A 26,171-nucleotide genomic window follows, 5' to 3' on the forward strand; every position below is an offset into this window, starting at 1 on the left:
GATGTATCAGGTGAGTAGGTCTACCCATTCAAACACCCTTACGGGGTGGCGAGAGTGGGTGAGCCTGCCCGATCTCGGAGTTGACTGGATAAAAGCCAAGATTGACACCGGCGCCCGCACCTCATCGCTGCATGCCTTCGACATCAACGAGTTCGAGCGCGAAGGCGAAGCCTGGGTGCGATTTCGAGTCAAGCCCTGGCAGGACAGCCAGGAAGATGCAGTCGTGGTTGAGTGTCCCGTGCACGACCGGCGCGCCGTACGCAGTTCGTCAGGGCACGCGCAGCAACGAATCGTCGTCCGCCTTCGCATTCGTCTGGTCGATAGGGAGTCGCTCGCTGAAGTCACCCTGAGCAACCGCGACGAGATGGGCTTCCGCATGCTGATCGGACGCGAGGCGCTGCGTCGCGGTTACATCATCGACCCCGCACGATCGTTTCTCGGCGGACGTGCACCTCGCGAAGCACGGCGGCGAAACCGCGGTCGCGAATAGCGCGGCGGCGCTCAGGTGCGAATCAGCACCGTTCCGACAGCCTTATCGTGAAGACCACGCTGGTCGGCGTCCCAAATCACCGCTGGCACCACGATCACCAGCAGAGCCGTGCGCACGATCGGACGCCACAAACCGATCCAGCTGCCGTCCATCCGCACCAGGCGCATGCCCAGGATGCGATGACCCGGGCTCCCGCCTGCGGTGGGGATGAACAGAATCTGCAGCACAGCGAAGACGAACATCGGTGCAAACTGCGTGAGACCAGCCTCAGTCGGCAACGCGAATTGGTTGTAACCCAAAAAACCGGTCGCAATAATCGTCGCAGCGACGTAGTCGATGACGAGGGCACCGATACGGCGGCCGGGGCGAGCAATGCTCCCTGCGCCCTGTTCGGGGAGTCCTAGTCGCTCACCGGGATACATGTACGCAGGATCGGTCACTCCCCCAGCCTACCGATCGCGAAAAGCCCGACCATCACTGGTGTGCCTGTAACAAGGCCGAAACAAAGCGGATACCGTAGAGAAATCCCCCGTCCGTACTCTGCAGAGTGGCCGTGAAGCCATCGATCCGCATTACAGGAGTCGTACATGTTCAAAGATTCGTCCGAGGTACTGAGCTACATCAAGGAGAACGACGTCAAGTTCCTTGACATCCGTTTCACCGATCTCCCGGGTGTGCAGCAGCACTTCAACATTCCGGCTTCGACCGTCGATGAGGCGTTCTTCACCGATGGTCAGCTTTTCGACGGCTCCTCGATCCGCGGCTTCGCGAGCATCCACGAGTCCGACATGCAGCTGATCCCCGATGTGACAACGGCGTACGTTGATCCTTTCCGCGAGGCGAGCACGCTCGTCATGCTGTTTGATATCTACAACCCGCGCACCGGCGAGATCTACTCGAAGGACCCGCGTCAGGTTGCCAAGAAGGCAGAGAAGTACCTGACGTCGACCGGCATCGCCGACACCGCGTTCTTCGCTCCCGAGGCTGAGTTCTACATCTTCGACGATGTGCGCTACTCGGTCACCGCGAACTCCAGCTTCTACAGCGTCGACTCTGAAGAGGGCGCATGGAACAGTGGCCGCGAGGAAGAGGGCGGCAACCTGGGCAACAAGACGCCTTACAAGGGCGGCTACTTCCCCGTCAGCCCCGTCGACAAGACAGCTGATCTGCGCGACGACATCACGCTGAAGCTCATCGAGTCTGGCTTCATCCTCGAGCGCTCGCACCACGAGGTCGGCACGGGTGGTCAGCAGGAGATCAACTACCGCTTCGACACGATGGTGCACGCGGCAGACGACATCCTCAAGTTCAAGTACATCGTCAAGAACACCGCAGAGGAATGGGGCAAGGTCGCCACCTTCATGCCCAAGCCCCTGTATGGCGACAACGGCTCTGGTATGCACACGCACCAGTCGCTGTGGAGCGACGGCAAGCCGCTGTTCTACGATGAGGCAGGCTACGGCCAGCTCAGCGACGTTGCGCGTTGGTACATCGGCGGCATTCTGGCGCACGCGCCGGCGATCCTCGCTTTCACCAACCCGACCCTGAACAGCTACCACCGTCTGGTCAAGGGCTTCGAGGCTCCGGTAAACCTGGTCTACTCGGCCGGCAACCGTTCCGCCGCGATCCGCATCCCCATCACGGGGTCGAACCCAAAGGCCAAGCGCATCGAGTTCCGTGCGCCTGACGCCTCGGGTAACCCGTACCTTGCCTTCGCTGCACAGCTGATGGCAGGCCTCGACGGCATCAAGAACCGCATCGAGCCGCACGAGCCCGTGGACAAGGACCTTTACGAGCTTCCCCCCGAGGAAGCGAAAGACATCCCCCAGGTTCCGAACTCGCTGCTCGACTCGCTCGACGCACTTGCGGCTGACCACCAGTTCCTCCTTGAGGGCGGCGTGTTCACCAAGGAGCTCATCGAGACCTGGATCTCTTACAAGTACGAGAACGAGATTCTGCCGATGGCCCAGCGCCCGCACCCGTTCGAGTACGAGCTGTACTTCGGGGTCTGATTTAGGTCTCCGGTCAATGGGCCCGCTTCAGCGTCACGCTGAAGCGGGCCCATTGCTGTGCGTGCACAGCAAGCGGCGTTTAGTCTTAAGGGGTGCATGACTCAGCCCCCGCCTACCGCGCGATCCTGAAGGTCCACAGCAAACTGCGCCCTGGCTTCGGCACCGAAGCCGCCGTCTACGGCACGCTTCTGGTCAGCGGGTTGATCGCTGTTTCATCTGTGCACAGCGAGACGAAGTCCGTCGCGGTCTTGATCACCGTCATCGCTACCGTCCTCGTTTTCTGGGGTGCTCACGTTTACGCTGGCACCATTGCTCGCATGAGCGATCCGCGCAGTGGCCCGGAAAGCGAGCACATCGGGCTCGGTGAGGCCTTTCGCGAGTCCCTCAAGCACTCGTTTGGCATGCTCACCTCTGCTGCTGTCCCCTCTCTTGTTCTGCTTGCAGGAACGACGAGGATCATCCCAGACGACATCGCAAACGACGTGGCATTGTGGAGCGGCGTCATTATCCTTGCCATCCTCGGCTACATCGCTTTCTTGCGCCGCGGCAGCTCACAGTTTGTCCGCATCATTGGGGCGCTGGCAACGGCATCATTCGGGCTGATGTTTGTGGCGCTGAAGGCTTTTGTGCACTGATACCCGGAAGCGAAAGCGCAGGCGACGATCGCTCTTTGTCAAGGGTTACGACGCCGCTTGACCGCGCGGGCCCTGAGTGCTCAACTTGTGAGTCTGACCGCGGACCGGAGGAAGCATGCGTCGCAAAAGAATGAACGCGAATCCCTCGCGGCCTAAGCCGATTGACCCGGTACTTTCACAACCTTCAAACGCCGTCGCGGCGTATGCACGGTCGAACCCCTTCATGTTCGGGCTGCTGGGCGCGCTCGGCGTGTTGGTAGCTCTGATGATCGGCAGCATCGTTGGGCAATTGGCGACTGTTCTCGTCTATGTCGGCGTTGCGGTCTTTCTCGCACTCGGGCTGGACCCCATTGTCACCTTCATCGAGAAGCGTCTCCCCCGCCCCGCCGCAGTGACCATGGTTGTGGCTGGTGTGCTGGCGGCTTTCGCCGGAATCATTCTGGCGATCGTTCCCCTGCTTGTGGAGCAGATCAGCAATTTGATCAACGACGGTCCGCAGATGATTGAAGACTTCATTGCCAGCGACTGGTTTGCCGACGTCAGCGGGCAGTTCGGTTCCACGATCGATGAGTCAGTGCAGGGTGGGCTGGACTTCGTCAAAGACCCAGACAACTTCCTCGACATCGGCGGCGGCGTCTTTGCTGTCGGCGCTGGCATTGCGGGCGGCCTCACCGGCGTGACAATCGTACTCATCCTCACGCTCTACTTCATGGTGTCACTGCGCAGCATGAAGCGCGTGGCGGTCCGCTTTGTTCCTGCGTACCACCGCGACACCTTCAGCGAGCTTTTGGAAGACGTCTCTGGTGCCGTCGGTCGCTATGTGATCGGACAAGCGAGCCTTGCGCTTACCAACGGCATCTTGAGCCTGATCTTTCTCAGCATTATCGGTGCGCCTGTACCAGCGCTCCTCGCGCTCATCGCATTTATCGGATCGATGATCCCGCTCGTGGGAACGCTATCCGCCTCGATCATCATCTCGTTGATCTGTCTCTTCGCCTCACCGACGACAGCCCTGATTTCGATCATCTACTACCTCGTGTACATGCAGATCGAGGCATACGTGCTCTCACCGCGCATCATGAGCAAGGCAGTCGCTGTTCCCGGCGCGCTGGTGGTTATCGCGGCCGTCGGCGGCGGCGCGCTGGGAGGCATCCTCGGTGCGCTCGTCGCAATTCCGGTGGCGGCGAGCGTCATCATCATCGTGCAAAAGGTTGTCTTCCCCGCGCAAGACAACAAGAAGGCTCCACCGGCTGTCACCGCACGGTGACTGCTCCCGGTTGCACGCGCACGGTAAAGGATGTGATTTCGCCGATCTCTTCCCCGTCGATTTCAAACATCTGCGGGGACGAGAGCTCCACTGCAATGCGTTCAGCCACCACGTGACGCGTTGATTCGGTGCTCACCGCTTCGGTTCCGCCGCTGAGACGACGACGAATACCGTTGTCCCACACCACCGAACGCACGGTGTCGAGCCACTGCAACGCGCCATCGGCGCTGACCATCAACAGGTCGAGCTGACCATCGTCGATGAGCGCGTCTGGGAGGATGCGGATTCCGCCCTGAAGCATGCCGCAGTTACCGATCAGCATGGTGTGAGCGCGCACCGCCTGGGCTTCGTCATCGTCGAGCGTGAGGGTGATGTCGGTCATCTCCGTGCCAGCGAGGGCACGACCCATTGCCTCCACATATGCGAGCCAGCCCGCGCGATCCTTCAAGTCGTCATTCGTCTCGACGAGCATCTGCGCATCGACGCCAAAGCCGACCATCACGGCGAACGCGTGGTCTTTGCCATCCAGCTCGACCCATCCGAGGTCGATGTTCCGCGGCGCGCCGTCACGAATCCTCAGAAGCGCTGCCGGGATGTCGTCCAGCGGCACCTCGAGGTTCCTCGCCAACAAGTTGCCCGTTCCCTGCGGAACGATTCCGAGAGCCGTCGTCGTGCCTGCCACGGCCTCAGCAACGGCACGCACTGTGCCATCGCCGCCCACAGCGATCACGATGTCTCTGCCGTCTTCTACGGCCTCTTGAGCCATGCCGAAGCCCGGATCCTCGCGAGTGGTCTGCCACCAGCGAAGGTCGACGTCATCGCCAAATACTCGCTCCACAGCCTCGCGCAACGGACCCTCGTCGAGCTTGGAAGGATTCCAGACGACACCGATGCGCAATTCACTCATATCGTCAGCCTGGAGCACGGACACCGATAAGGCAAACGACCCGCGGCCTGCTACCCGTAGAACAGGTTTTCAAAGGTCTTTCTGGCACGTCTGGTGACCCCGAGATAGTCCTCTTCGAGCTCTGTTGCCGACCGATCGGGGTAACCAAGTAGGCGGCCGATGGCATCGAGCTGCCTCCGGTCTGCGGGCAAGACATCACTGGTCTTCCAAGTCAGGAGGGTAATCGCCGAACGCAGCCGGCTCGACAAAAGCCACGCCTCACGCAGGCGCTCCGCGTCTTCTTCTTCCATAAGCTCAGCGGCCACTGCGGCATCCAGCGCGCCGAGCGTCGACGTCGTGCGCAATCCAGGGACCGCATGCGCGTGTTGAAGTTGCAACATCTGCACGAGCCACTCCACATCGCTGAGAGTTCCTGGCCCCAGCTTCAGGTGCCGCCGCGGGTCAGCACCCTGCGGCAGACGCTCGCCCTCCACCCTGGCCTTGATCCGCTTGATCTCGCGGGTGCTCTGCAAATCAATTGAGTCGGGGTACCGGATCGTGTCGGCCAGCGCGGTGAAACGATCGATCAGCTTCACGCTTCCTGCCACTCCCCTGGCTCGCAGCAACGCCTGGGCCTCCCACGACAGTGACCAGCGTCGGTAGTACTCCGTATACGCAGCGAGCGAGCGCACGACTGGACCATTGCGCCCCTCAGGACGCAGATCAGCATCAAGATCGAGAGGAAGCCGATGATCGGTCAAATGCTCTCGCAGACCAGCCACGATCTGCGTCGAGAGCCGCTGCGCTCTCTGCGGATCCACGCCGTTAGCGTCGTAGACATACAAGATGTCGGCGTCTGATCCGAAGCCCAGCTCGGCACCACCGAATCGTCCCATCGCGATCACTGCAAAGTCGAGCGCCTCGTCTTCGGGCGAGACGACCTCCCTGACCACGGCGCGCAGAGCGGCCTGGATCGTTGCCTCAGTGATCTCTGTGAGCGCCGTAGCCACTTCTTCGATCGAGAGAACATCGAGCACAGCCCCCATAGCGATTCGCAGCAGCTCGCGCCGACGCAGGGATCTGACCGCCTTGAGAGCATCGCCGATCGTCTTGTGTCTGGTCTGGATCGCGCGCGCTTCTTCATCCAGCGCTACCGCCCCACGTGGCCGCAACTTGCTGGTGCTGTCCAGCCACGCAACCGACTCGGGGATCCACTCCAGCAGTTCGCCGATGTATCGCGAAGACGAAAGCAGGCGCGTCAGTCTCTCGGCTGCACCGGAAGAATCGCGCAGCATCCGCAAGAACCACGGCGTGTCCCCCAGCCGCTCGCTGATCCTGCGGAACGCGAGGAGCGCATAATCGGGGTCGCTCCCGTCTGCAAACCATCGCACCATCACGGGCATCAGGTGCCGCTGAATAGTCACCTTGCGGCTGAGCCCTGTCGTCAGCGCTCCGATGTGACGCAATGCACTTGCAGGGTCACGGAATCCGATAGCGGCGAGGCGCACGTGGGCCTGCGCAGCAGAAAGGGTGCGCTCCTCTTCGGGGAGGCCGGCGACAGCGCTGAGAAGCGGCCGATAAAACAGGCGCGTGTGAATCTCGCGCACCTGGCGACGTACCCGCTCCCAGCGCGCCCATACGCTCTCGGTCCCCTCGGGAACTTTGGCACTTCGGGCCAGAATGCGAAGGTCTGCTTGTGTGCGCGGCATCAGGTGCGTACGACTGAGCTCACGCAGTTGGAGGCGGTGCTCCAGGAGTCGGAGGAACCGATAGTCGTCGGCGAACGCTGCCGCATCGACGCGGCCGATGTAGCCCCCAGCGACCAGCGCATCGAGACTCTCCAGAGTGCCTCGCGTACGCAACGATTCATCGGTGAGTCCATGTACGAGCTGCAGAAGCTGCACGGTGAACTCGATATCGCGCAGCCCGCCGGCGCCGAGCTTGAGCTGATACGGCGCTTCCTCCGGATCAATGTGGTCCATCACACGCTCGCGCATGCGCTGCACACTCTCTACGAAGTCGTCTCGCGCTGCGCTCGACCAGATCTTCGGTTGCACAGCAGTGATGTACTCGGCCCCAAGACCGGGGTCGCCGGCGAGCGGACGAGCTTTAAGCAGCGCCTGAAACTCCCAGCTCTTCGCCCAACGGTCGTAGTAAGCCAGATGCGATGCGAGAGAGCGGACGAGGGCTCCCTGTTTGCCCTCCGGCCGCAGCGCGGCATCGACCTCCCAGAGTGGCGGCTCCACTTCAATCTCGCTCAGGTTGCGCATCGTCTCGCGTGCGAGACGGGTGGCGATGTCGATCGCCCGTGCCTCTGTCACAACCTCTTCGTCACTGCTGCCACCGACGAAGATCACATCCACGTCACTGACGTAGTTCAGCTCGTGTGCGCCTGCCTTTCCCATACCAATGATGGCGAGTCTGGTAGCCGCAACCTCATCGCGCCCTAGCGAGTCTTGAAGACGCGTCCGCGCGACGGCAAGCGAAGCCTCCAGCGCGGCCCCTGCGATATCAGCCAGCGCTTCAGAGACGTCGGCCAGAATCGCTTCAGGGGCCGGATGCGAGAGGTCGTACGCGGCGATCGCGGCGAGATTACGCCGGTACGCGACGCGGACGGCGCAGACAGCATCATCGTCGCTTGCATCCGCGAATCCGTCTCGCGCGCCGACGGCAGAGAGCAGGCTCTCCGTCAACGCTTCCGCCGACGGAAGCGAGGTGAGAGGGCCCTCCAATACAGAAAGCTCCTCCGGGTGACGAAGAAAGAACTCGGCAAGCCCCTCAGAAGCTCCGAACACGCGCCATGCTCGACGACGCATCGCTTCGTCGTCGAGCAGTCGGAAGAGCGGCGCAGGATCGCGCCTCGCCACTCTCAGCAGTCCACGGACCGCGGCATCCGGGTCGGCCGCATCCGCCGCCTCCAGCAGCAGCGACCGCGGACGGTCGAGAATCTCCGCCAGCTCAGAAAGGGCAGCTGCGGCCTCACTCAGCTCAGCAAACCCCAGTCTGGCCAGTGCCGACAGCGAGACGGAATCGTCCGGACGAACCATGGCGCTCTCAGAGAAGCTCGAGGTTGTTCTTCAACTCCAGCGGCGTGACCTGCCCTCGATAGGCTTCCCATTCCTTGCGCTTGTTTCGCAGAACGTAGTTGAACACCTGCTCACCGAGCGTCTCGGCGACGAGCTCGGAAGCTTCCATGTACTCGAGTGCATGGTCGAGGCTGGCAGGCAATGACGTATAGCCCAGGGCACGCCTCTCGGCCTCGCTGAGCGCCCACACGTTGTCTTCGGCCTCTGGAGGCAGCTCGTACTCCTCTTCGATACCTTTCAGACCGGCAGCCAACATGAGGGCGTATGCCAGGTACGGGTTCGCCGCAGAATCAAGCGCACGGTACTCCACACGCGAAGACTGGCCCTTATTCGGCTTGTACATCGGCACCCGCACAAGAGCCGAGCGGTTCGCGTGCCCCCAGGTGACAAAGCTTGGCGCCTCGTCGCCGCCCCACAGCCGCTTGTAAGAGTTGACGAACTGATTCGTGACCGCAGAAATCTCGTTCGCGTGCTTGAGCAAACCCGCGATGAAGTGTCGTCCTGTTTTGGAGAGCTGGTACTTCGCTCCCTCTTCGTAGAACGCGTTCTGATCCCCTTCGAAAAGCGACATGTGTGTGTGCATACCGCTGCCAGGGTGGTCGCTGAGCGGCTTCGGCATAAACGTCGCGTAGACGCCCTGCTCGATCGCGACCTCTTTGATCACCGTACGGAAAGTCATCACATTGTCTGCCGTGGTCAACGCGTCGGCGTAACGAAGGTCAATCTCGTTCTGTCCAGGACCACCCTCGTGGTGGCTGAACTCCACCGAAATCCCGAGGTCTTCGAGCATGCGCACTGAGCGGCGGCGGAAGTCGTGCGCCGTTCCACCGGGCACGTTATCGAAGTAGCCAGCAGAGTCGACCGGGATGGGTCCTTCCGGGCCGAATGAAGACGATTTGAGCAGATAGAACTCGATCTCAGGATGTGTGTAGAACGTGAATCCTGCGTCGGCAGCCTTTGCGAGCGTGCGCTTCAAAACCTGGCGCGGATCCGCAACGGCAGGTTCTCCATCCGGAGTGGTCAGATCGCAGAACATGCGTGCTGTCGGATCGATCTCGCCACGCCACGGGAGCGTTTGGAATGTCGTCGGATCAGGCTGCGCTAGCAGGTCGGACTCGTGAGTTCGCGTCAACCCCTCGATCGCGGATCCGTCGAAACCGATGCCCTCGGCGAAAGCACCCTCGACCTCGGCCGGAGCAATCGCGACAGACTTGAGTGTGCCGATCACATCGGTAAACCACAGGCGCACAAACTTCACGCCGCGCTCTTCGATGGTGCGAAGTACGAAATCTCTCTGCTTGTCCATGGTCACTCTGTGCCCTGGCCCTTTGCCTCGTCGTTTGTGTCCCAGCTTTGCTCTGCGGCGTCTTCCTCTGCCCAGACGCGCGCACGCTCCTCTACGACTTCAGGAGCACGCTGAGCTTCAGCCTCCGTCTCGAACGGGCCGATCCGATCGAGGGAGGGCGAGATCATGCCGAACTCAACCTCGCCGGTCTTCGAGTTGAACCAGTACTTGCGGTCGCCATCAGTCATGTCTGCCCCTTCTTCACGCGATGTCATCGATCCTACCGGCGCGCACCTCGGTCGCTAAGCTATGGCTCATGGCAAAAGCGATCGGCGTCGACATCGGCGGCACGGGTATCAAAGCAGGCATCGTCGACCTCGAACACGGGACGATGGCATCTGACAGGGTGCGGGTTCCCACTCCCAAGGGTGCTTCACCGCAAGACGTCCTTGACGCGGTGCGCACCGTTTTGAAGACACTCGACGTGCACAAGTCAACGCTTCCGCTCGGCGTAGCTTTTCCCGCCATCGTCAAGCGAGGCATGACGCTCTCTGCGGCAAACGTCTCGAAAGAGTGGATCGACTTCGACGCGGAGAGCTTTTTCCGCGAGGGACTCGGCCGCAACATCGTGTTTGTGAACGACGCTGACGCCGCCGGTGTGGCCGAAGTGCGGCACGGTGCTGCCAGAGATGTGCGAGGTTTCACGCTGCTGACAACCCTCGGCACCGGAATCGGATCGGCATTCCTCTACGACGGCGTGCTGCTTCCCAACACCGAGCTGGGACACCTGAATTTCCGGGAACATGAATCGGTGGAGCGTTGGGCCGCGACGTCGGCGCGCGAGCGCGAAGAACTGAGCTGGAGCGAATGGGCTGAACGCCTACAAGCGTTCTACTCCCACATTGAGTTCCTCTTCAGTCCCGACCTGTTCGTCGTGGGTGGCGGCGTGTCGAAAAACGCCGGGGATTTCCTCCCGCTGCTCGATCTGAAGACACCAATCGTTCCGGCGATCCATCGCAACAACTCGGGCATCATCGGTGCCGCTTCTTTGGCTGGCGACTGACCCTTCGACAGGCTCAGGGACCTCGGTTGCGGCTCAGGGACCTCGGTTGCGGCTCAGGGACCTCGGTTGCGACTCAGGGGTCCTTCGACAGGCTCAGGGGCCATGAAAGCCCCACTGGCGGTGTCGCCAGTGGGGCTTTCGTTGAGCTGAGGCGAATGGGCCGACCTGTACGCCGGGTTCTGTTCCGGGGTTCTTCGCCCCTTCGACGGCCATCTCTCTTGGCGACACGTTGCCGTGGCACTCTAGCGGTCTACCCGAGGACTCGGCGAGCCGCGTCAACACCCTCTGTCTGACCTTGCTCCGGACGAGGTTTACCTGGCGGGCCATGTCACCATGGCCCCCGGTGGTCTCTTACACCACCCTTTCACCCTTACCGCTTGGAACCCCTCGACAAGCTCAGGGACCAAACGGCGGTCTACTCTCTGTGGCACTTTCTCGCGGATTACTCCGGGTGGGTGTTACCCACCATCCTGCCCTGAGGAGCCCGGACGTTCCTCGGTGCGGTTGCCCGCAACGCGACCGTCCAGTCGACCCATTCGCGTGTCTATCCTACGTTCTTCGCGAGGATCCCCCAGCGCTACTTTTCTGCCGAGTCCGTGATGCGCAGGTCAAGAGGCACATCGATCGGGAACGACCCAAAGAGTCGGGTGGTGGCGGTATCTGCCGCCTCACGTACAGCCGCGGCCGCGGCTTCTGCGTGTTCCTGCGGCACGTGCAGAATTACTTCGTCGTGGAGGAAGAACGCAAGGTGCGGCGCGCGCGCGAACGGACCTGATGCCTCCGCCGCCGTGAAAACCTCAGGGAATTGCTGCAACCGATGCCTGATCTCGGCCAGCCAGATGAGAGACCATTCGGCGGCAGTGCCCTGCACAACGAAATTACGCGTAAAGCGACCCCAGTCGCGCGCCCGACGCCGGGATAGCGCCCCCACAGCCGGATCGGCATCGGCATCGGATGCCTCTGCCTGAAGCCGCATCCACTCTGCAGAGGGACGAGGCGAGGATCGGCCTAGCCAGGTCGAGACGATGCCCCCGTCTTCTCCCGTGCGTGCGGCAGCATCGACGAGCGCCATGGCACGCGGATACACCTTTCGCAGGCGCGGCACGAGCCGGCCGCTATCGCCCGTCGTCGCACCGTACATCGCCCCGAGCACTGCGTACTTTGCCTCTTCGCGCGTTGCAACAGCCCCGGACGCTACGACACCGGCGTACAGGTCGCTTCCCCGAGCGGCTCGGGCCATCGCTTCGTCCGATGCCATGGCAGCGAGCATCCGCGGCTCTAGCTGCGCCACATCGGCAACGACAAGAGTCCACCCCGGATCAGCTCGAACCGCGGGGCGCAGGATGCGGGGAAGCTGCAATGCGCCGCCGCCTGCCGATGCCCACCGCCCGGTGACCACACCGCCGGCGATGTACACGGGACGAAAGCGTCCTTCACTCACCCACTCAGTGAGCCAATTCCAGCCGTTCGCGCTCAGCAGTCTCGAAAGCTTCTTATACGCAAGCAGTGGTTCGACAACGGGATGGTCGTGCTCAGCGAGTTGCCAGCGGCTCGTCGACTCGACCTGCACGCCCACACGATGCAGCGCTCGCAACAGCTTTTGCTGACTATCCAGATGAAGCGACGGGTCACCGAGGAGGGCGCGCACCTGGTCTCCCAGCTCGGCCATGCGAGAGGGGACCCCACCAGCGACGGGGCGAGTGCCGAGCGCTGCGGTCAGAATCGCGTCGTGGACCTGTGGATCCCACGGCAGACCCGCGGCCCGCATCTCTTCTGCGATCAACCCGCCCGCGGATTCCGCGGCACACAGCAGAGTGAGGCGCCCATCCGGGGCTGCTGCGATGACGCGGCGCTGCGCTCTGTATTGATCAAGCAGCGCCGTGACGGCATCCTCATCGTCGTTCGTCTCGAAGACATCGAAGAGCGACGGTATGGCGACGCTGGCCTCGCGACGCTCCCAGCCTGCTTCCGCCAAGAGTGGAGAGGCCACCGACACTGTGTCGCGCAGAATCGCGTGACACAGCACCAGATCATGACTGCGATTGATGCGTACGCCGTCGCGCAGCAGCAGGCCATAAACTTCCACCGCGCTGCGAAAAATCCAACGAGGAGCGCTGTCCGCCTCTGTTGCAGTGACCCACGAGGCGAGTTCGTCTGTGCTCAGGGACGTGCGCTGATGCTCGTTATCTGATTCGTCGAGCTCAACAGCGACATAGCTCTTCGACCCAAGGGCGATGAGTGCGATACGCCGTTCTGTACGCGATTCCGGCGACGTCATCGCTGGTACGCGCAGGCGGCACTCACGAGAGCCCTGACTCCTCGGTGCGCACCAGGATGCAGCCACATTCAGGGCAGGAAACGACAAGGTCTTCTGCCGCCCGACGGATGTCGTTCAGGTCAGTGCTTGGCAGCAAGATACGGCACCCTTCGCAGGTGCCGCGGGTGAGCAGCGCAGCACCCGCACTGTTCGCGGCACGACGGGTGTACTCGGCGAGCAAATCCGCTGCCACTCCCTCTGTAAGGGCAGCGCGGTCGCGCGCGAGCTGCGCTCCGAGATCTGTAGCCGCCGCGACGTCTGCCTTTGCCTGCGCGGTGAGTGCGGAGCCCTCTGCCGTCGTCGTGTCGAGCAGCGCCTGCTGCGCGGCGACAGCTGCTTCGATCTCTTCGAGGCGGCCCATGACGTCGAGCTCAGTATCTTCGAGGTTGCTCTGTCTTCTGGCGAGACTGGCGAGTTCGTGTTCGAGGGCCTGCGCTTCTTTGGCATTGGTCGCCGCAGCAAGACGCTCGGCGTCGCGATTGCGGCGTGTCTCCACGAGCGCGACATCGGATTCCAGTCGCGAAAGTTCAGTCCGAACATCGTCGCGTGTGCCTGTCAAAACAGTTAGCTCGCGAAGCTGCTCCTGACGGATCGCGACGAGCTCGCTGATCCGCCCCGCCTGGGACGGCTTGGTACGGGCACGGTCTGCCTGCGCGATGCGCCGGTCGAGGTCGGCGATGTCGAGCAGGGTGCGCTGGTTCTCGGGGCTGGCGTTCACACTCTCAAATCTAGTCGCTGTGACGACATCCGCCCATCAGCGCACTTCGCCTTCGGTGTAAAACCAGTCTCTTCCCTCGCGCACGAAACTGCTGCGCTCATGCAAAGTTCCTCGTTGCGAGCCCTGCCGCCAGAACGCTTCGAACTCCACAACGCCCTGCCGGTCGAAGGGTCCCCCTGCCATCCGATCGACAATCAGCAGTCGGCGCCACTGGAGACCTGGCTCAAACTCGATCTCGTGAGGCCTCGTCGTGGGGTGCCAAGTACGAAGAAGATACTCCGCGTCTTCCATGGCAAACGCTGTGTAACGCGAGCGCATCAGCCGTTCGGCCGTGGGGGCAGGCGCTCCCTGTAGCAGCGGCCTGCAACAGTTTTCAAAAGTATCCCCCGAGCTACAGAGACAGCGCGCTGCCGCCTGTGGCGTCTCATTTTCTGACGCCGTGCCTCGTTCTGGTGCCATCCCTTCAGCGTACGCTCGTGGAAAACCCCAGAAGGAGCAACCGTGAGCAGCCACCCCGTCGTCCCCACTTTCGCCGCACACAACGGATTCACGCTTCCCGCCATTGGTCTCGGTACATATCGTCTCGATGGTGACGCCGGAGCCGACGCCGTCGCCAGAGGAATCGAGGCGGGCTACCGACTCATCGATACCGCGTTCAACTACGAAAACGAAGGATCAGTCGGGCGTGGGGTTGTTGCCTCCGGCGTGGCTCGCGCAGACATCATCGTCACCACCAAACTCCCCGGCAGGCACCACTCGTCGGCCAAGGCGCGCGCGAGTATCGAGGAGAGCCGTTCGCGCCTCGGCGCAGGGCCGACAGATCTTCATCTCATTCACTGGCCGAATCCCAGCCAGGACGAGTATGTCCAGGCCTGGGCCGCGCTCGTCGAGGCTCAGGAGCGCGGCACCGTACGGCAGATCGGCGTATCGAACTTCCTCCCAGAGCATCTTGAGCGCATCGAGCGAGAAACAGGGGTGCGTCCGGTCGTCAATCAAATCGAAGTGCACCCGTACTTTGCTCAGCAGGAGCAGCTCGAGTATCACCGCGAACGCGGCATCATCACGCAAGCCTGGAGTCCGCTGGGGAGGGCACAAGAGTTGCTCGACGAGCATGTCATTCACGAAGTCGCTGCAGCGCGCGGAATCACGCCGGCTCAGGCCGTGCTCGCATGGCACGTCGCGCGTGAAACGGTGTCGATTCCCAAAGCCTCGTCGCTTGAACATCAAGCAGCAAACCTTGCCGCAGCGGAGATCGTTCTGGACGACGCAGAAGTCGCCGCCATTTCCGCACTCAGCCGGCCGAACGGGCGTCTTTTCGACGCAGACCCCGCCACGCACGAGGAGTCGTAGGGGCTTGGGGTGAGTGATTCTCCGCGATGAGGGGTGACGGGCTCAGCCCGTACCTCTCAGGGGCGGAGAGTCGCTGCCGCCGCCGTAAGCGCGTCGGCAGACTGGCTCAGCAGCGCCAATTCATCGGGAGAGAACGACGTGCTGCGAATCGGCACCGCACCCTTGGCGCTGACGATAGAGGGCACTGAGAGCGCAACACCGTCGATTCCATGGAAGTCGTGCAGAACTGTGCTCACCGGCATGACTGCGTGTTCGTCGCGCAGAATCGCTTCCACGATTCTGGCGCTGGAGAGACCGATCGCGTAGTTCGTTGCCCCTTTGCCCTGAATGACCTTGTAGGCGGCATCACGCACGTCGACAGCAATCTCCTGCAACTCCTCCAACGTGAATCGAGGATGATCAGGCGTCTCCCACTCCAAAATGGGCACGGTGCCAATGGTTGCGCGCGACCACAGCGGGAACTCCGTGTCGCCATGCTCTCCAATGATGTGGGCGTGCACGCTGGCGGTCGACACGCCAGCACGTTGGGCAAGTTTCCAGCGCAAGCGAGAGGTGTCGAGCACCGTTCCAGACGCGAAGATCTGCTCAGGCGGAAGCCCTGTCTCATCCTGCGCGATCGCCGTGAGCACATCGCAGGGATTGGTGACAATCACGTACACGGCGTTGGGGGCGACCGCGAGAAGATCAGGCATCATCCGGCGAATGATCCCGGCATTGACTTCTGCGAGTTCAATGCGGGTCTGACCCGGTTTCTGCTTAGCGCCTGCGGTGATCACTACCACGTGAGAGCCCGCGGCGACAGAAATGTCACTCCCGCCGGTGATGTCGCTGGAGCCGGTGAACTGAGTGCCGTGAGCGAGGTCGAGAACCTCTGCCTCGACCTTCTCCGTCGCAATATCGTAGAGGGCCACATGGCGCGCAGAGCCACGAATGAGAGCCGCGTACGCCACGCTCGATCCGACACTTCCCGCACCGACGACGGTGAGCTTCGAGTTCTCGATGATCTCCATGCGCTCAGTCTTGCAGTGCGACACGAAGATCCGAAGTGAACATCGCCGGAAGAAAGCTAGATTGCAGCCGCGACGGCCTCTTCAGCGGTTGCGTGAGTAAAGCGATAGCCAGAGCGCTCCAAGACCTGCGGTCTGACATCTGCATCCGGCAGCAGCAGTGAATCCGCTGCATCACCGAGCGCCAAGCGGAGTGCCCACGCCGGAGCCGGGAGCCAAAACGGGCGATGCATCTGCGTAGCGAGTGCGCGTCCGACATCGTTCGCCGTGGCTGGTGTGGGGCCGGTGAGATTGACAGGCCCGGCGAGCTGCGCGTCAATAACGTGACGAATCCCTCGAACCTCGTCCTCGAGGGATATCCAAGGCCATACCTGGGTTCCCGATCCCAGCGGGCCAGCAAGCCCCCAACGGGTGAGTTGAATCATCGGCTTCAGAACGCCGCGGCGGTGGATCACGGGGGCGGTGCGCAAAAGCGCCACCCTGGTGTGATCTTCGGCCCGCCGCGCCTCTGCTTCCCAGCGCGCCGTGAGATCGGCCAAGAACGTCTCGCCCGCGGCAGAATCCTCTGTCAGCACCTCTCCAGGAGCCGAGCCGTAATACCCGACGGCCGATGCCGATACCAACGACGGCGTGTCTGTTCGCAGCGCCCGCAAGGCTGTTGTCAAAGTGCGCGTGGTCTGCAGACGAGAGTCGACAAGCTCACGCCGATAGCGCTTTGTCCAAGGGAGCCGCCCGACGCTGGCACCGCCGAGAGCCACAACAGCTTCTGCTCCGGCAAGCACCTCAGGGTCAAGGGGAGACTCCCCCGGCGACCACTGCGCCTCACTCTCTCTTTGCGGGGTGCGTCGGACGAGGGTGGTGACTTCTACGTCGTCCTCTCGCAGAGACGACACGAGTGCAGAGCCGATCAGCCCTGATGCTCCGCTGATGACGATACGCCGAGTCATGTGCTTGCTCTGGTCCCCTCGTAGATGGAATCGCCGTGCGATCCCACGCTACGCCGGATAAAAGGCGAAGGTCGGCATTACAGCAGAACGCCCGCCGGAGGTGTCTCCAGCGGGCGTTCTTCAGATCAGAACTTACTTAGTTTTGCTGCGCGCGGCGGCGGCGTAGAACCATCAGCGTGATCCCGAGCACTACCATCGCACCAGCTGCAGCCGAAAGAACGATCGGGAGCTGGCCTCCCGTCGTTGCGAGCGGGTTTGTCGGTCCCGCAGGGGCGCCTGGTACTTCAGGAACGATGGGGTGTGTGGTGCACAGCACACTGTCTTCGACACATTCTTCCGGAGCGATGGGGTCTTCACCCTCGACAATCGGAACGAGGTAGTTGTCGAGGCGGTCGTTGCCACGTTCGCCTTCATCGTTCACGGTCACGGAGTAGCTGACAACGACCGTAGCCCCAGGTTCGAGACTGCCGCTCACCGTGAACTGCCCATCCGTGACGGCGGTCGCGGTGAGAGATGCATCACTACTCACCGGCGCGGCTGTCACCGTTGCGTCGTCCAGCACATCGGAGATGAAGTCAACGTAGTTCACCTCTGCCACCCCGTTCCCGCTGTTAGCGAAGGTGAGGGTGTAGTCAATCTGTTCGCCGGCTTTCACTTCGGTCGTTGAGGCCGGGTCGCTCCCCTTAGAGACGCTGAGGTTGGGCTCCACCACAGGGTGAAAAGTGCAGAGCGCGTCTGCGGGCAGGCACTCAGCCGGCGGGGTCGGGTCCTCGCCATCCATAACGGCGACCAGATAGTTATTTAGCGCATCGTTGTGGCGCTCGTCGACAGCATTTACGGTCACGCTGTACTGAACTGTTGCCGTAGCGCCGGCAGCCACCGCGCCTGCGATGGTGAACTGTCCGTCAACGACTTCACTTGCAGACAACAGCGGACTGTCGCTCGTGGGCATCGTAGAAATCTCTGCGTCGTCGATGACGTCGCTCAAGAAGTCCACGTAGTCCACGGCCACTGGCGCTGTGCCGGTGTTCGTGAAGGTGAGCGAGTAATCGATGACGTCGCCCGTCGCTACCTCCGATGTGGAGACAGGGTTGCTCGACTTGGTAACGCTGAGGTTCGGGGTCACCGTGATGCTGTCGCTGACGTTGACCTGCGTGTACATCCAGTCATCGATGACGCGCACATCCCCCCAGGACCCGCCCTCGCCATTGTTCGCGTTCTGCGAGCAGGACCAGCCGTGCACACCTGCACTGCTATCTACGCCGCTGGTTCCATCGACCTCGGCAGTAACACACGAGCGTTCATCGGTTTCCAAGGCGGTGTCGTTCCAATAGAGCACACTGTCGCCTGCTGCGGGCCCAGCAAGCGCAACGACGGAGATTGAGTCGCGGCGCTCAACGTCCGTGCTGGTGAAGTGAATCTCACCAGCCTGCAAGATGCTCACTTTAAACGTCAGCTCATCGCCGAGCGGGATTTCCTCCCCGTCATCATCGAGGCCATTGAAAGCAACCGAACCGGTCCCGGATTGGGTAACCGCACCAGGCATTGTTCGCACAGGTGTGTCTGCTCCGTCTGCGTAGACCTCAATGGTGACCGAACCGACATGGTTGGCTGCGACGAAGCTGAGTTCCCCTGCGTGATTGGCTTCGCCACTGGAAACAAAAGACACGCTACTCAGAGTTGGTTCGATCCATTCTGGTGAAACGAACATCGTGTCGGTGCCGTTGGGAAGCAACGCTTCCGCTGGTAAGTCCGAGGAGGGCGCTTCGAAGAAGATGTGGTACCGGACGCCGCAGCGACCTCCAGAGACTTCGAACTGCGGATCTGCTTCGGGGCCAATCGCGTCATAGCTCTCGTACGCAGATATACATGTCCCGACTTCGACAGCACCAAACTGGTCCGACTCGAAAATACTGTCAATTCCCATGTATCCATTGAACGTGGCCTCGTAAACGTACCCGTTATTGGCGACGTACCAGAGCGGGAATGATGCAACGTCTGTGTTATACATCCGATAGCGGTCACTCCAGACGCGACCAGGAACATCTGCCCCTTCAGCCTGCACGTCAATTTGCCAAAAGAACTGAGTGCCGTATTCAACGGGTGGCGCGAATTCAATGCGCCATATACCAGTCTCTGCGGAAGTCAAATCAGTGAACTCGCATGCGGTGCCCGAAGTTGCGTTGGCATCGATGACACAACTTTCGTTGATGCCGCCTGGACCAGCGACCGTAATCGTCGTTGCTTCCTGGGTAGCGGTGTAACGCTGCGCGAAGCGCACATCGATTGTTTCGCCACTCTCCACGTAGGCATAGAAGGTCTGGCCACTGCGGATGGTCGTAGACCCATTATCCGGGGCGGTAGTCGCAGACGCAGGAGCGGCAACCCCCACCCCAGCCACCAGCGCTATCAACACAAGACTGAGAACAATAGCCATTGCGGCAACGCGAGATTTTATCTCGGAAATCAACATTCGAACACCCGTCATCACTTACCCCAGATAATTCGGCGCGCACTCGTATCTTCGAAGTGCGCGACCCCGGCATCAACCCTAAGCCGCGTTATATTGACGCTGTCAAATCAGGAAGAAATGGGTGAATTAGGGGTGTCGCAAAGGATGAGCGAAAGGGTGAAAGAAGGGGTGAGAGAAAGGGTGCTGTACGCGCATTCGGTGGCAGTGTGATGCGTGAACCCCGCAGAACGAGCCTGAACACGCCGGCAGGCGGCAGCACCCGAGGCATAGGGGTGGGGAAGCTACGGCGTGGGGAAGTTTCGCGAAAGACGAGGACTTGCGACTGCGGCGATGCACACCAGTCACTGGGATCCCCTAGGAAGGGTCTTTCGTTGACGTTCTTACTGTGGGCCCTGCCGGGATCGAACCGACGACATCCACGGTGTAAACGTGGCGCTCTACCAGCTGAGCTAAAGGCCCTGGTGTGTCCAGTCTAACGTCATTCAGATGCGCTTCAATGTCCACGAAGAGGGATAGGGTGAATCTGGCGCGCGTTGTGTACAGCTGACAAGGCTGCCCGCGTTGCTTCCCGTTTCCTTGGCATGACCTGCCAGCTTGACGAAAGGTTCCCCCCGTGACTGTGCACGACCAGGATCCGTATTCCCAGGGCCCCCTCGACAGCGATCCGGAGGAAACCGGCGAGTGGCAGCAGTCTCTCGATGAGCTGGTTGATGCCAAGGGGCATGGCCGAGGCCGAGAGATTATGCTCAGCCTGCTCAAGCGCTCGAAAGAGTTGCACTTGGGCGTGCCGATGGTCCCGACCACGGACTACATCAACACCATCGCTCCCGAGAACGAGCCGGAGTTCCCCGGCGACGAAGAGGTAGAGCGTCGGTATCGCGCCTGGATTCGGTGGAACGCCGCGATCACGGTGCACCGCGCACAGCGTCCAGGCATCGGAGTCGGCGGGCACATCTCGACCTATGCTTCGTCTGCCGCACTCTACGAAGTGGGCTTCAACCACTTCTTCAAGGGTGCTGACAGCCCCGGCGGTGCCGACCAGATCTTCATCCAGGGGCACGCCTCCCCCGGTACCTACGCGCGCTCGTACCTCGAAGGTCGTCTGAGCGAGGACCAGCTCGACGGATTCCGTCAAGAAAAGTCGCACGCACCACACGGCATCCCGTCGTACCCGCACCCGCGTCTGATGCCGGAGTACTGGCAGTTCCCGACCGTGTCGATGGGTCTCGGCCCGATCAATGCGATCTATCAGGCGATGTCGAACAAGTACCTCGAGAACCGAGGCATCAAAGACACTTCGCAATCGCACGTCTGGGCTTTCCTCGGCGACGGCGAGATGGACGAGGTAGAGAGCCGCGGTCAGCTTCAGGTTGCGGCGAACGAGGGCCTCGACAACCTCACGTTCATCGTCAACTGCAACTTGCAGCGCCTCGATGGTCCCGTCCGTGGAAACGGCAAGATTGTGCAGGAGCTGGAGTCGTTCTTCCGCGGCGCTGGCTGGAACGTCATCAAGGTCGTCTGGGGCCGCGAGTGGGACGACCTCCTCGCCCGTGACACCGAGGGTGCGTTGCTCAACCTCATGAACGTCACCCCCGACGGTGACTACCAGACGTACAAGGCCGAGTCCGGCGCCTACATCCGTGAGCACTTCTTTGGGCGCGATGAGCGCTCGGCCGCTCTCGTGTCGGACTACTCCGACGACGACATCTGGAACTTGAAGCGCGGTGGCCACGACTACCGCAAGGTGTACGCCGCGTTCAAGGCCGCGACGGAGCACAAGGGCAAGCCCACTGTCATCCTCGCGAAGACCGTCAAGGGCTATGGCCTGGGTCCGCAGTTTGAGGGGCGCAACGCGACCCACCAGATGAAGAAGATGACGCTGGACAACCTCAAGACGTTCCGCGACGCGATGCACATTCCGATTACGGATGCGCAGTTGGAAGAGAACCCGTACCTTCCTCCGTACTACAACCCCGGCCCTCAGGACGAGACGATCCAGTACATGCTCGAGCGCCGTCAGGCACTCGGCGGATTCCTGCCTGAGCGTCGCTCCACCCACGTCGGGCTCTCCCTCCCTGAGGACGCCGCATACGCGCTCCCCAAGAAGGGCTCTGGCACCCAAGAAATCGCCACCACCATGGCGTTCGTGCGGTTGCTGAAAGACCTGCTTCGCACCAAGGACTTCGGACACCGCATCGTGCCGATCATCCCCGACGAGGCTCGCACCTTCGGTATGGATGCGTACTTCCCCACAGCAAAGATCTACAACCCGAACGGCCAGCACTACACCTCGGTCGACCGTGAGCTGCTCCTGGCATACAAGGAGAGCCCGCAGGGTCAGATCATGCACGTTGGCATCAACGAAGCGGGTGCTCTCGCAGCGTTCACCGCTACTGGCACGTCGTACGCCACCCATGGCGAACCGTTGATTCCGATCTACATCTTCTATTCGATGTTCGGGTTCCAGCGCACCGGCGACGCCCAGTGGGCAGCCGGAGACCAGATGGCCCGCGGGTTCATCATGGGTGCCACCGCTGGTCGCACGACGCTCACCGGCGAGGGACTGCAGCACGCTGATGGTCACTCGCACTTGCTTGCGTCGACTAACCCGGCAACGCTTTCGTACGACCCTGCTTACGGCTACGAGATTGCGCACATCGTGCGTTCCGGCCTGGAGCGGATGTACGGCGGCGAGCACGAAGACCCGAACGTGATATACTACATCACCCTCTACAACGAGCCGCTCGTGCAGCCAGCCGAGCCAGAGAATGTAGACGTTGACGGCATCATCCGTGGTATCCACCGCGTATCGCGCGGCGAAGGCGAAGGCCACCGCGCCCAGCTGTTCGCCTCAGGTGTGGGTCTCCTCTGGGTGCTCGAAGCACAGGAGCTGCTGAAGAACGACTGGGGCGTAATCGCTGATGTCTGGTCGGTCACTTCGTGGACCGAGTTGCGCCGCGATGGACTCGCCGCCGACGAGCACAACTTCCTGCACCCTGAGGCCGAGCCGCGCACCGCGTACCTCACCCAGAAGCTTCAGGGCGCTGAGGGTCCGGTCGTCGCCGTCAGCGACTTCATGCACGCCGTTCAGGACCAGATCCGCCCGTGGGTGCCGAACCGTTTCGCCACGCTGGGCGCCGATGGCTTCGGCTTCTCGGACACACGAGCTGCGGCACGTCGCTTCTTCAAGATCGATGGACCGTCAATCGTCGTTCGCACGTTGCAGTCACTCGCAGAAGAAGGCGTCGTCGACCGCTCCCTCGCTGCGCAGGCGATCGAGAAGTACCGCCTTCATGACGTGAACGCAGGCACCAGCGGCAACGCAGGCGGCGAAAGCTGAGCTCTCGGTGACAGGTTCTCCTCCCTCCGCCGCGGCCAAGGCCGCGACGCTCACCTGGCTTCGCCGGATCTCCGGTGATATTGCTTCGGTGACGATTAAGCGCCTGGAGGACACCCTCCCGTGGTACGCCGACATGCCACCAGCCCGCCGCTCTGCGGTCGGGCTGGTGGCGCAGGCCGGTATCACTTCGTTCATCCAGTGGTACGACGACCCCACATCGACCCCGTGGATCGCGGCAGATATCTTCGCCGCCGCTCCGCGCGAATTGCTCCGCAGCGTCAGTTTGCAACAGACACTTCAACTCATCCGCGTGACGGTGGAGGTCACGGAAGAGCGCGTTGCCGGTCGTGATGATGATCTGCGCGAGGCGATTCTGCTCTATTCCCGCGACGTCGCCTTCGCTGCTGCCGATGTGTACGCCAGAGCTGCCGAGGCCAGGGGCCTCTGGGACGCACGACTGGAAGCACTCGTCGTTGACTCGATTCTTACAGGCGAAGCCGACGAGGAGCTTCCGAGCCGAATTGCCGCTCTCGGCTGGCACGGCCACGGAGAGGTCGCCGTACTGGTCGGTACGACGCCTCCACAGTTCGACGTCGATCTCGTTCGGAGAACGGCCCGAAAGCTCGCCGTAGATGTGCTCATCGGAGTGCAGGGTTCTCGGCTGGTGCTCGTGCTGGGCCGAGCACGTATCGATGGTCAAGACAGCGAAGAAGAAGAGGAGCTCGGTTTTCAAGAAATCGCTTCTCGCCTTGAGCCCTCGTTTGGCCCGGGGTATGTGGTGCTCGGACCCGCCGTCGCCGCACTCGTAGACGCAAGCCAGAGCGCACGAGCCGCCCTTGCCGGGTTTGCGGTGGCACGTGCATGGCGTGGCGCTCCTCGCCCAGTCGAAGCCGACGATCTCTTGCCAGAGCGGGCACTCGCTGGTGACCCACTTGCCAAGCAAACCCTGATCGAGCGCATCTTTCGCCCATTGCAAGCCCACTCGACCGATCTCGTCACCACGTTGTGGAGCTACCTCGACAACGGGCGCTCTCTAGAGGCCACTGCCCGGGAGCTCTTCGTGCACCCAAACACCGTGCGCTATCGCTTGAAGCGCGTAAGCGAAGTCATCGGATGGGATGCCACCGGCCCCCGAGAAGCACTCATTTTGCAGACGGCGCTGATCCTCGGTTCTATCGGCGCGGGTGAGCAAGCGCGCCGGCGTACACCTCTGCGACGCCCCCAGCGATAGACCGCTAACACCTGAACTGTGCGCCACACACAAGGGTTTCGCGCAATCTTGTGATGAATCATCCACCCTTCGCGCCCAAACGTTGGCAGACTAGGGATGTGATTGTCGTCGTATGCCCAGGTCAGGGCTCGCAGACCCCCGGTTTCCTCGCCCCTTGGCTCGAGCTCGATGGAGTGGCCGAGCGCCTCGCCGCGTACTCCGACGCCGCCGAAGTCGATCTTCGCGCGCACGGCACGGTGTCAGATGCCGACACGATCCGTGACACGCGTATCGCTCAGCCGCTTATCGTCGCCGCATCGCTGATTGCGAACGAGGCGCTGATAGCCGAGGCCAGAAGGCGACCTGATGGCATGGCCGGGCACTCCGTAGGAGAAATCGCAGCACTCGTCGGCAGCGGCGTGATCGACGCCGCCACTGGCATGCGCTTGGTCGGTATCCGTGGACGAGCAATGGCTGACGCAGCCGCGCTGGCCCCGTCTGGCATGAGCGCCGTGCTCGGTGGCGACGAGGAAGCGTTGCTCGCCCGGCTCGCTGAGCTCGACCTCTCCCCCGCGAACTACAACGGTGGAGGCCAAATTGTCGTGGCCGGCGCGTTGCCTGCTCTCGCGACCCTCGCAGAGGATCCGCTGAAGGGTACTCGCGTGATCCCGCTGCAGGTCGCCGGCGCATTCCACACTCGGTACATGTCAACGGCGGTCGCCGCTCTCCGCGACGCTGTGGCTGATGTCGCACCGGCCGACCCCGATATCACCCTCTGGACCAACCGCGACGGCTCGGCGGTTGCCGACGGTTCACAGGCACTTAGCTACCTGGTCGACCAAGTCTCATCGCCAGTGCGGTGGGATCTCTGCATGCAGTCGTTCGCTGATTCCGGCGTGACTGGCGTCATCGAGCTGGCCCCTGCCGGCGCCCTGGTCGGGCTCGCCAAGCGCGGACTACGCGGTGTGCCGACCGTTGCCGTGAAAACCCCCGAAGACCTCAACGCAGCCGTCGCGCTGCTGAACGGAGAAGCCGCATGAGTGTCACCCTTGCCCAGCTCGCTGGCCCGGCTTACACGCGTATCTACTCGTACGGTGCCGCGCGCGGTGAGAACGCCGTACCGAACGATGATCTGGTCGGGCCGATCGACTCGAGCGATGAGTGGATTCGCCAGCGCACCGGAATCATTACACGTGTGCGGGCGAATAAAGACACCGACGCGATCGACCTCGCCACCATCGCGGCCGCCGAAGCTATCGAGAAATCGGGCGTAGCGGCCGATCAGGTTGATCTGGTCATTGTGGCGACAATCAGTAACCCCAAGCAGACACCGTCGGTCTCCGCAATCGTCGCTGATCGTGTAGGCGCGAATCCTGCGGCGGCATACGACGTCAATGCGGCCTGCGCTGGATACTCCTACGCAATCACACAGGCAGACGCGCTGATCAAGGCCGGCGCCGCGCGCTACGCCCTCGTGATCGGCACAGAAAAGCTCTCAGACGTCGTAGACCCCACCGACCGCAGCATCTCGTTCCTTCTCGGAGATGGAGCAGGCGCTGCCCTCATCGGCCCCAGCGACACTCCGGGCATCGCCCCGGCAGTCTGGGGTTCCGACGGGTCCAAAGCGAGCACGATCGGTATGAACGCGACCCTCACCGAGTTCCGCGACGGTGAAGCAGCATGGCCCACGCTCCGCCAGGAAGGTCAGACTGTGTTCCGCTGGGCCGTCTGGGAGATGGCAAAGGTCGCGCGCGAAGCGCTCGATAAGGCAGGCGTCGAGCCGAACGACATCGCGGCTTTCATCCCGCACCAGGCGAACATGCGCATCATCGACGAGTTCGCTAAGCAGCTAAAGCTCCCGGAAACCACAGTAATTGCCCGCGACATCGAGACCACTGGCAACACGTCTGCCGCCTCGATTCCGCTGGCAAGCCATCGCCTGATGGCGGAGCACCCCGAGCTTTCCGGCGGTCTTGCTTTGCAAATCGGCTTCGGCGCAGGACTCGTTTTTGCCGCCCAGGTCGTCGTCCTTCCCTGAGAATGCGCTGAACTTCTCTAGACTGTTCAACGGTTCCGAAATCAACC

21 protein-coding genes, 1 tRNA gene and 1 other RNA gene are annotated in these 26,171 nt (G+C 62.0%); 10 read left to right on the forward strand and 13 right to left on the reverse strand.

Annotation, left to right across the window (positions count from 1 at the left end; genetic code table 11):
- The first annotated feature begins 1 nt into the window (after position 1).
- A complete protein-coding gene (locus AB0O87_RS10840; RefSeq protein ID WP_363515378.1) occupies positions 2 to 490 on the forward strand; it encodes an ATP-dependent zinc protease in 489 nt (162 codons plus the stop codon).
- Positions 491 to 501: 11 nt separating this feature from the next.
- Here AB0O87_RS10840 and AB0O87_RS10845 read toward each other — a convergent pair whose 3' ends face one another.
- Positions 502 to 912: an RDD family protein gene (locus tag AB0O87_RS10845; protein WP_363516219.1), complete on the reverse strand. Its 411-nt coding sequence runs from the start codon at positions 910 to 912 to the stop codon at positions 502 to 504.
- 165 nt (positions 913 to 1,077) lie between these two features.
- Between AB0O87_RS10845 and glnA (AB0O87_RS10850) the strand changes: the two genes are divergently transcribed.
- From glnA (AB0O87_RS10850) to AB0O87_RS10860, 3 genes are all read left to right on the forward strand, one after another.
- A complete protein-coding gene (gene glnA, locus AB0O87_RS10850; protein WP_363515381.1) occupies positions 1,078 to 2,502 on the forward strand; it encodes a type I glutamate--ammonia ligase in 1,425 nt (474 codons plus the stop codon).
- Positions 2,503 to 2,594: 92 nt separating this feature from the next.
- Positions 2,595 to 3,137 carry a hypothetical protein gene (locus tag AB0O87_RS10855; RefSeq protein WP_363515383.1) on the forward strand — a complete coding sequence of 181 codons (543 nt, stop codon included), beginning with the start codon at positions 2,595 to 2,597 and terminating at the stop codon, positions 3,135 to 3,137.
- A gap of 130 nt (positions 3,138 to 3,267) precedes the next feature.
- Positions 3,268 to 4,404 carry an AI-2E family transporter gene (locus AB0O87_RS10860; protein WP_363515386.1) on the forward strand — a complete coding sequence of 379 codons (1,137 nt, stop codon included), beginning with the start codon at positions 3,268 to 3,270 and terminating at the stop codon, positions 4,402 to 4,404.
- Here AB0O87_RS10860 and AB0O87_RS10865 read toward each other — a convergent pair.
- The 4 genes from AB0O87_RS10865 to AB0O87_RS10880 are packed head-to-tail and all read right to left on the reverse strand — an operon-like array spanning position 4,391 to position 9,909.
- Positions 4,391 to 5,311: a diacylglycerol kinase family protein gene (locus AB0O87_RS10865; RefSeq protein ID WP_363515389.1), complete on the reverse strand. Its 921-nt coding sequence runs from the start codon at positions 5,309 to 5,311 to the stop codon at positions 4,391 to 4,393. The two genes, AB0O87_RS10860 and AB0O87_RS10865, sit on opposite strands and share 14 nt — an antisense overlap.
- A 50-nt stretch (positions 5,312 to 5,361) precedes the next feature.
- A complete protein-coding gene (locus AB0O87_RS10870; RefSeq protein WP_363515392.1) occupies positions 5,362 to 8,337 on the reverse strand; it encodes a bifunctional [glutamine synthetase] adenylyltransferase/[glutamine synthetase]-adenylyl-L-tyrosine phosphorylase in 2,976 nt (991 codons plus the stop codon).
- 7 nt (positions 8,338 to 8,344) lie between these two features.
- A complete protein-coding gene (gene glnA / locus AB0O87_RS10875) occupies positions 8,345 to 9,682 on the reverse strand; it encodes a type I glutamate--ammonia ligase (RefSeq protein WP_363515395.1) in 1,338 nt (445 codons plus the stop codon).
- 2 nt (positions 9,683 to 9,684) lie between these two features.
- Complete coding sequence (locus AB0O87_RS10880) at positions 9,685 to 9,909, reverse strand: SPOR domain-containing protein (RefSeq protein WP_363515398.1); 225 nt, start codon at positions 9,907 to 9,909, stop codon at positions 9,685 to 9,687.
- Positions 9,910 to 9,977: 68 nt separating this feature from the next.
- Here AB0O87_RS10880 and ppgK point away from each other — a divergent pair, with 68 nt between their 5' ends.
- Positions 9,978 to 10,724, forward strand: coding sequence for a polyphosphate--glucose phosphotransferase (gene ppgK / locus AB0O87_RS10885; RefSeq protein WP_363515401.1), 747 nt, complete (start codon positions 9,978 to 9,980; stop codon positions 10,722 to 10,724).
- Between the two features lie 152 nt (positions 10,725 to 10,876).
- On the opposite strand, the gene rnpB is transcribed toward ppgK, so the two are convergent.
- The 4 genes from rnpB to AB0O87_RS10905 form a co-directional block, all read right to left on the reverse strand.
- Positions 10,877 to 11,259: RNase P RNA component class A (rnpB, locus tag AB0O87_RS10890), an RNA gene on the reverse strand.
- Between the two features lie 42 nt (positions 11,260 to 11,301).
- Positions 11,302 to 13,002, reverse strand: coding sequence for a bifunctional 3'-5' exonuclease/DNA polymerase (locus AB0O87_RS10895; RefSeq protein ID WP_363515404.1), 1,701 nt, complete (start codon positions 13,000 to 13,002; stop codon positions 11,302 to 11,304).
- 22 nt (positions 13,003 to 13,024) lie between these two features.
- Complete coding sequence (locus AB0O87_RS10900) at positions 13,025 to 13,759, reverse strand: C4-type zinc ribbon domain-containing protein (RefSeq protein WP_363515407.1); 735 nt, start codon at positions 13,757 to 13,759, stop codon at positions 13,025 to 13,027.
- 36 nt (positions 13,760 to 13,795) lie between these two features.
- Positions 13,796 to 14,218, reverse strand: a complete 423-nt coding sequence (locus AB0O87_RS10905) for a YchJ family metal-binding protein (RefSeq protein WP_363515410.1) — start codon at positions 14,216 to 14,218, stop codon at positions 13,796 to 13,798.
- Positions 14,219 to 14,260: 42 nt separating this feature from the next.
- Between AB0O87_RS10905 and AB0O87_RS10910 the strand changes: the two genes are divergently transcribed.
- Positions 14,261 to 15,109, forward strand: a complete 849-nt coding sequence (locus tag AB0O87_RS10910; protein ID WP_363515413.1) for an aldo/keto reductase — start codon at positions 14,261 to 14,263, stop codon at positions 15,107 to 15,109.
- A 56-nt stretch (positions 15,110 to 15,165) separates the two neighbouring features.
- Here the strand turns inward: AB0O87_RS10910 and AB0O87_RS10915 are convergent, their stop codons facing one another.
- From AB0O87_RS10915 to AB0O87_RS10930, 4 genes are all read right to left on the reverse strand, one after another.
- Positions 15,166 to 16,119, reverse strand: a complete 954-nt coding sequence (locus AB0O87_RS10915; RefSeq protein WP_363515416.1) for an L-lactate dehydrogenase — start codon at positions 16,117 to 16,119, stop codon at positions 15,166 to 15,168.
- A 56-nt stretch (positions 16,120 to 16,175) separates the two neighbouring features.
- Positions 16,176 to 17,063 carry a TIGR01777 family oxidoreductase gene (locus AB0O87_RS10920; protein ID WP_363515419.1) on the reverse strand — a complete coding sequence of 296 codons (888 nt, stop codon included), beginning with the start codon at positions 17,061 to 17,063 and terminating at the stop codon, positions 16,176 to 16,178.
- Between the two features lie 136 nt (positions 17,064 to 17,199).
- Positions 17,200 to 19,500: a hypothetical protein gene (locus AB0O87_RS10925; protein ID WP_363515422.1), complete on the reverse strand. Its 2,301-nt coding sequence runs from the start codon at positions 19,498 to 19,500 to the stop codon at positions 17,200 to 17,202.
- Between the two features lie 422 nt (positions 19,501 to 19,922).
- Positions 19,923 to 19,995 (reverse strand) — tRNA-Val (locus AB0O87_RS10930).
- Between the two features lie 154 nt (positions 19,996 to 20,149).
- Here AB0O87_RS10930 and aceE point away from each other — a divergent pair.
- The 4 genes from aceE (at position 20,150) to AB0O87_RS10950 (ending at position 26,124) form a co-directional block, all read left to right on the forward strand.
- Complete coding sequence (aceE, locus tag AB0O87_RS10935; RefSeq protein WP_363515425.1) at positions 20,150 to 22,876, forward strand: pyruvate dehydrogenase (acetyl-transferring), homodimeric type; 2,727 nt, start codon at positions 20,150 to 20,152, stop codon at positions 22,874 to 22,876.
- 7 nt (positions 22,877 to 22,883) lie between these two features.
- Positions 22,884 to 24,107 (forward strand): helix-turn-helix domain-containing protein, encoded by a 1,224-nt coding sequence (locus AB0O87_RS10940; protein WP_363515428.1) that lies wholly within the window; start codon positions 22,884 to 22,886, stop codon positions 24,105 to 24,107.
- A gap of 98 nt (positions 24,108 to 24,205) precedes the next feature.
- A complete protein-coding gene (locus AB0O87_RS10945) occupies positions 24,206 to 25,126 on the forward strand; it encodes an ACP S-malonyltransferase (protein WP_363515431.1) in 921 nt (306 codons plus the stop codon).
- Complete coding sequence (locus AB0O87_RS10950; protein WP_363515434.1) at positions 25,123 to 26,124, forward strand: beta-ketoacyl-ACP synthase III; 1,002 nt, start codon at positions 25,123 to 25,125, stop codon at positions 26,122 to 26,124. The genes AB0O87_RS10945 and AB0O87_RS10950 overlap by 4 nt, the downstream gene beginning before the upstream one ends.
- Positions 26,125 to 26,171: the final 47 nt, after the last annotated feature.

Origin of the sequence: Microbacterium sp. NPDC076768 (assembly GCF_040687205.1) — a bacterium.
Taxonomy (GTDB): Bacteria; Actinomycetota; Actinomycetes; order Actinomycetales; family Microbacteriaceae; genus Microbacterium.

Bases quoted from the DNA above. Each gene is read 5' to 3' on its own strand.
- AB0O87_RS10845 (WP_363516219.1), bottom strand. From the start codon at position 912: ATGTATCCCGGTGAGCGACTAGGACTCCCCGAACAGGGCGCAGGGAGC.
- AB0O87_RS10905 (WP_363515410.1), bottom strand. From the start codon at position 14,218: ATGGCACCAGAACGAGGCACGGCGTCAGAAAATGAGACGCCACAGGCG.
- AB0O87_RS10870 (WP_363515392.1), bottom strand. From the start codon at position 8,337: ATGGTTCGTCCGGACGATTCCGTCTCGCTGTCGGCACTGGCCAGACTG.
- AB0O87_RS10860 (WP_363515386.1), top strand. From the start codon at position 3,268: ATGAACGCGAATCCCTCGCGGCCTAAGCCGATTGACCCGGTACTTTCA.
- AB0O87_RS10920 (WP_363515419.1), bottom strand. From the start codon at position 17,063: ATGACTCGGCGTATCGTCATCAGCGGAGCATCAGGGCTGATCGGCTCT.
- AB0O87_RS10915 (WP_363515416.1), bottom strand. From the start codon at position 16,119: ATGGAGATCATCGAGAACTCGAAGCTCACCGTCGTCGGTGCGGGAAGT.
- glnA (WP_363515395.1), bottom strand. From the start codon at position 9,682: ATGGACAAGCAGAGAGATTTCGTACTTCGCACCATCGAAGAGCGCGGC.
- glnA (WP_363515381.1), top strand. From the start codon at position 1,078: ATGTTCAAAGATTCGTCCGAGGTACTGAGCTACATCAAGGAGAACGAC.
- ppgK (WP_363515401.1), top strand. From the start codon at position 9,978: ATGGCAAAAGCGATCGGCGTCGACATCGGCGGCACGGGTATCAAAGCA.
- AB0O87_RS10840 (WP_363515378.1), top strand. From the start codon at position 2: ATGTATCAGGTGAGTAGGTCTACCCATTCAAACACCCTTACGGGGTGG.
- AB0O87_RS10925 (WP_363515422.1), bottom strand. From the start codon at position 19,500: ATGGCTATTGTTCTCAGTCTTGTGTTGATAGCGCTGGTGGCTGGGGTG.
- AB0O87_RS10950 (WP_363515434.1), top strand. From the start codon at position 25,123: ATGAGTGTCACCCTTGCCCAGCTCGCTGGCCCGGCTTACACGCGTATC.
- AB0O87_RS10865 (WP_363515389.1), bottom strand. From the start codon at position 5,311: ATGAGTGAATTGCGCATCGGTGTCGTCTGGAATCCTTCCAAGCTCGAC.
- AB0O87_RS10880 (WP_363515398.1), bottom strand. From the start codon at position 9,909: ATGACTGATGGCGACCGCAAGTACTGGTTCAACTCGAAGACCGGCGAG.
- AB0O87_RS10895 (WP_363515404.1), bottom strand. From the start codon at position 13,002: ATGACGTCGCCGGAATCGCGTACAGAACGGCGTATCGCACTCATCGCC.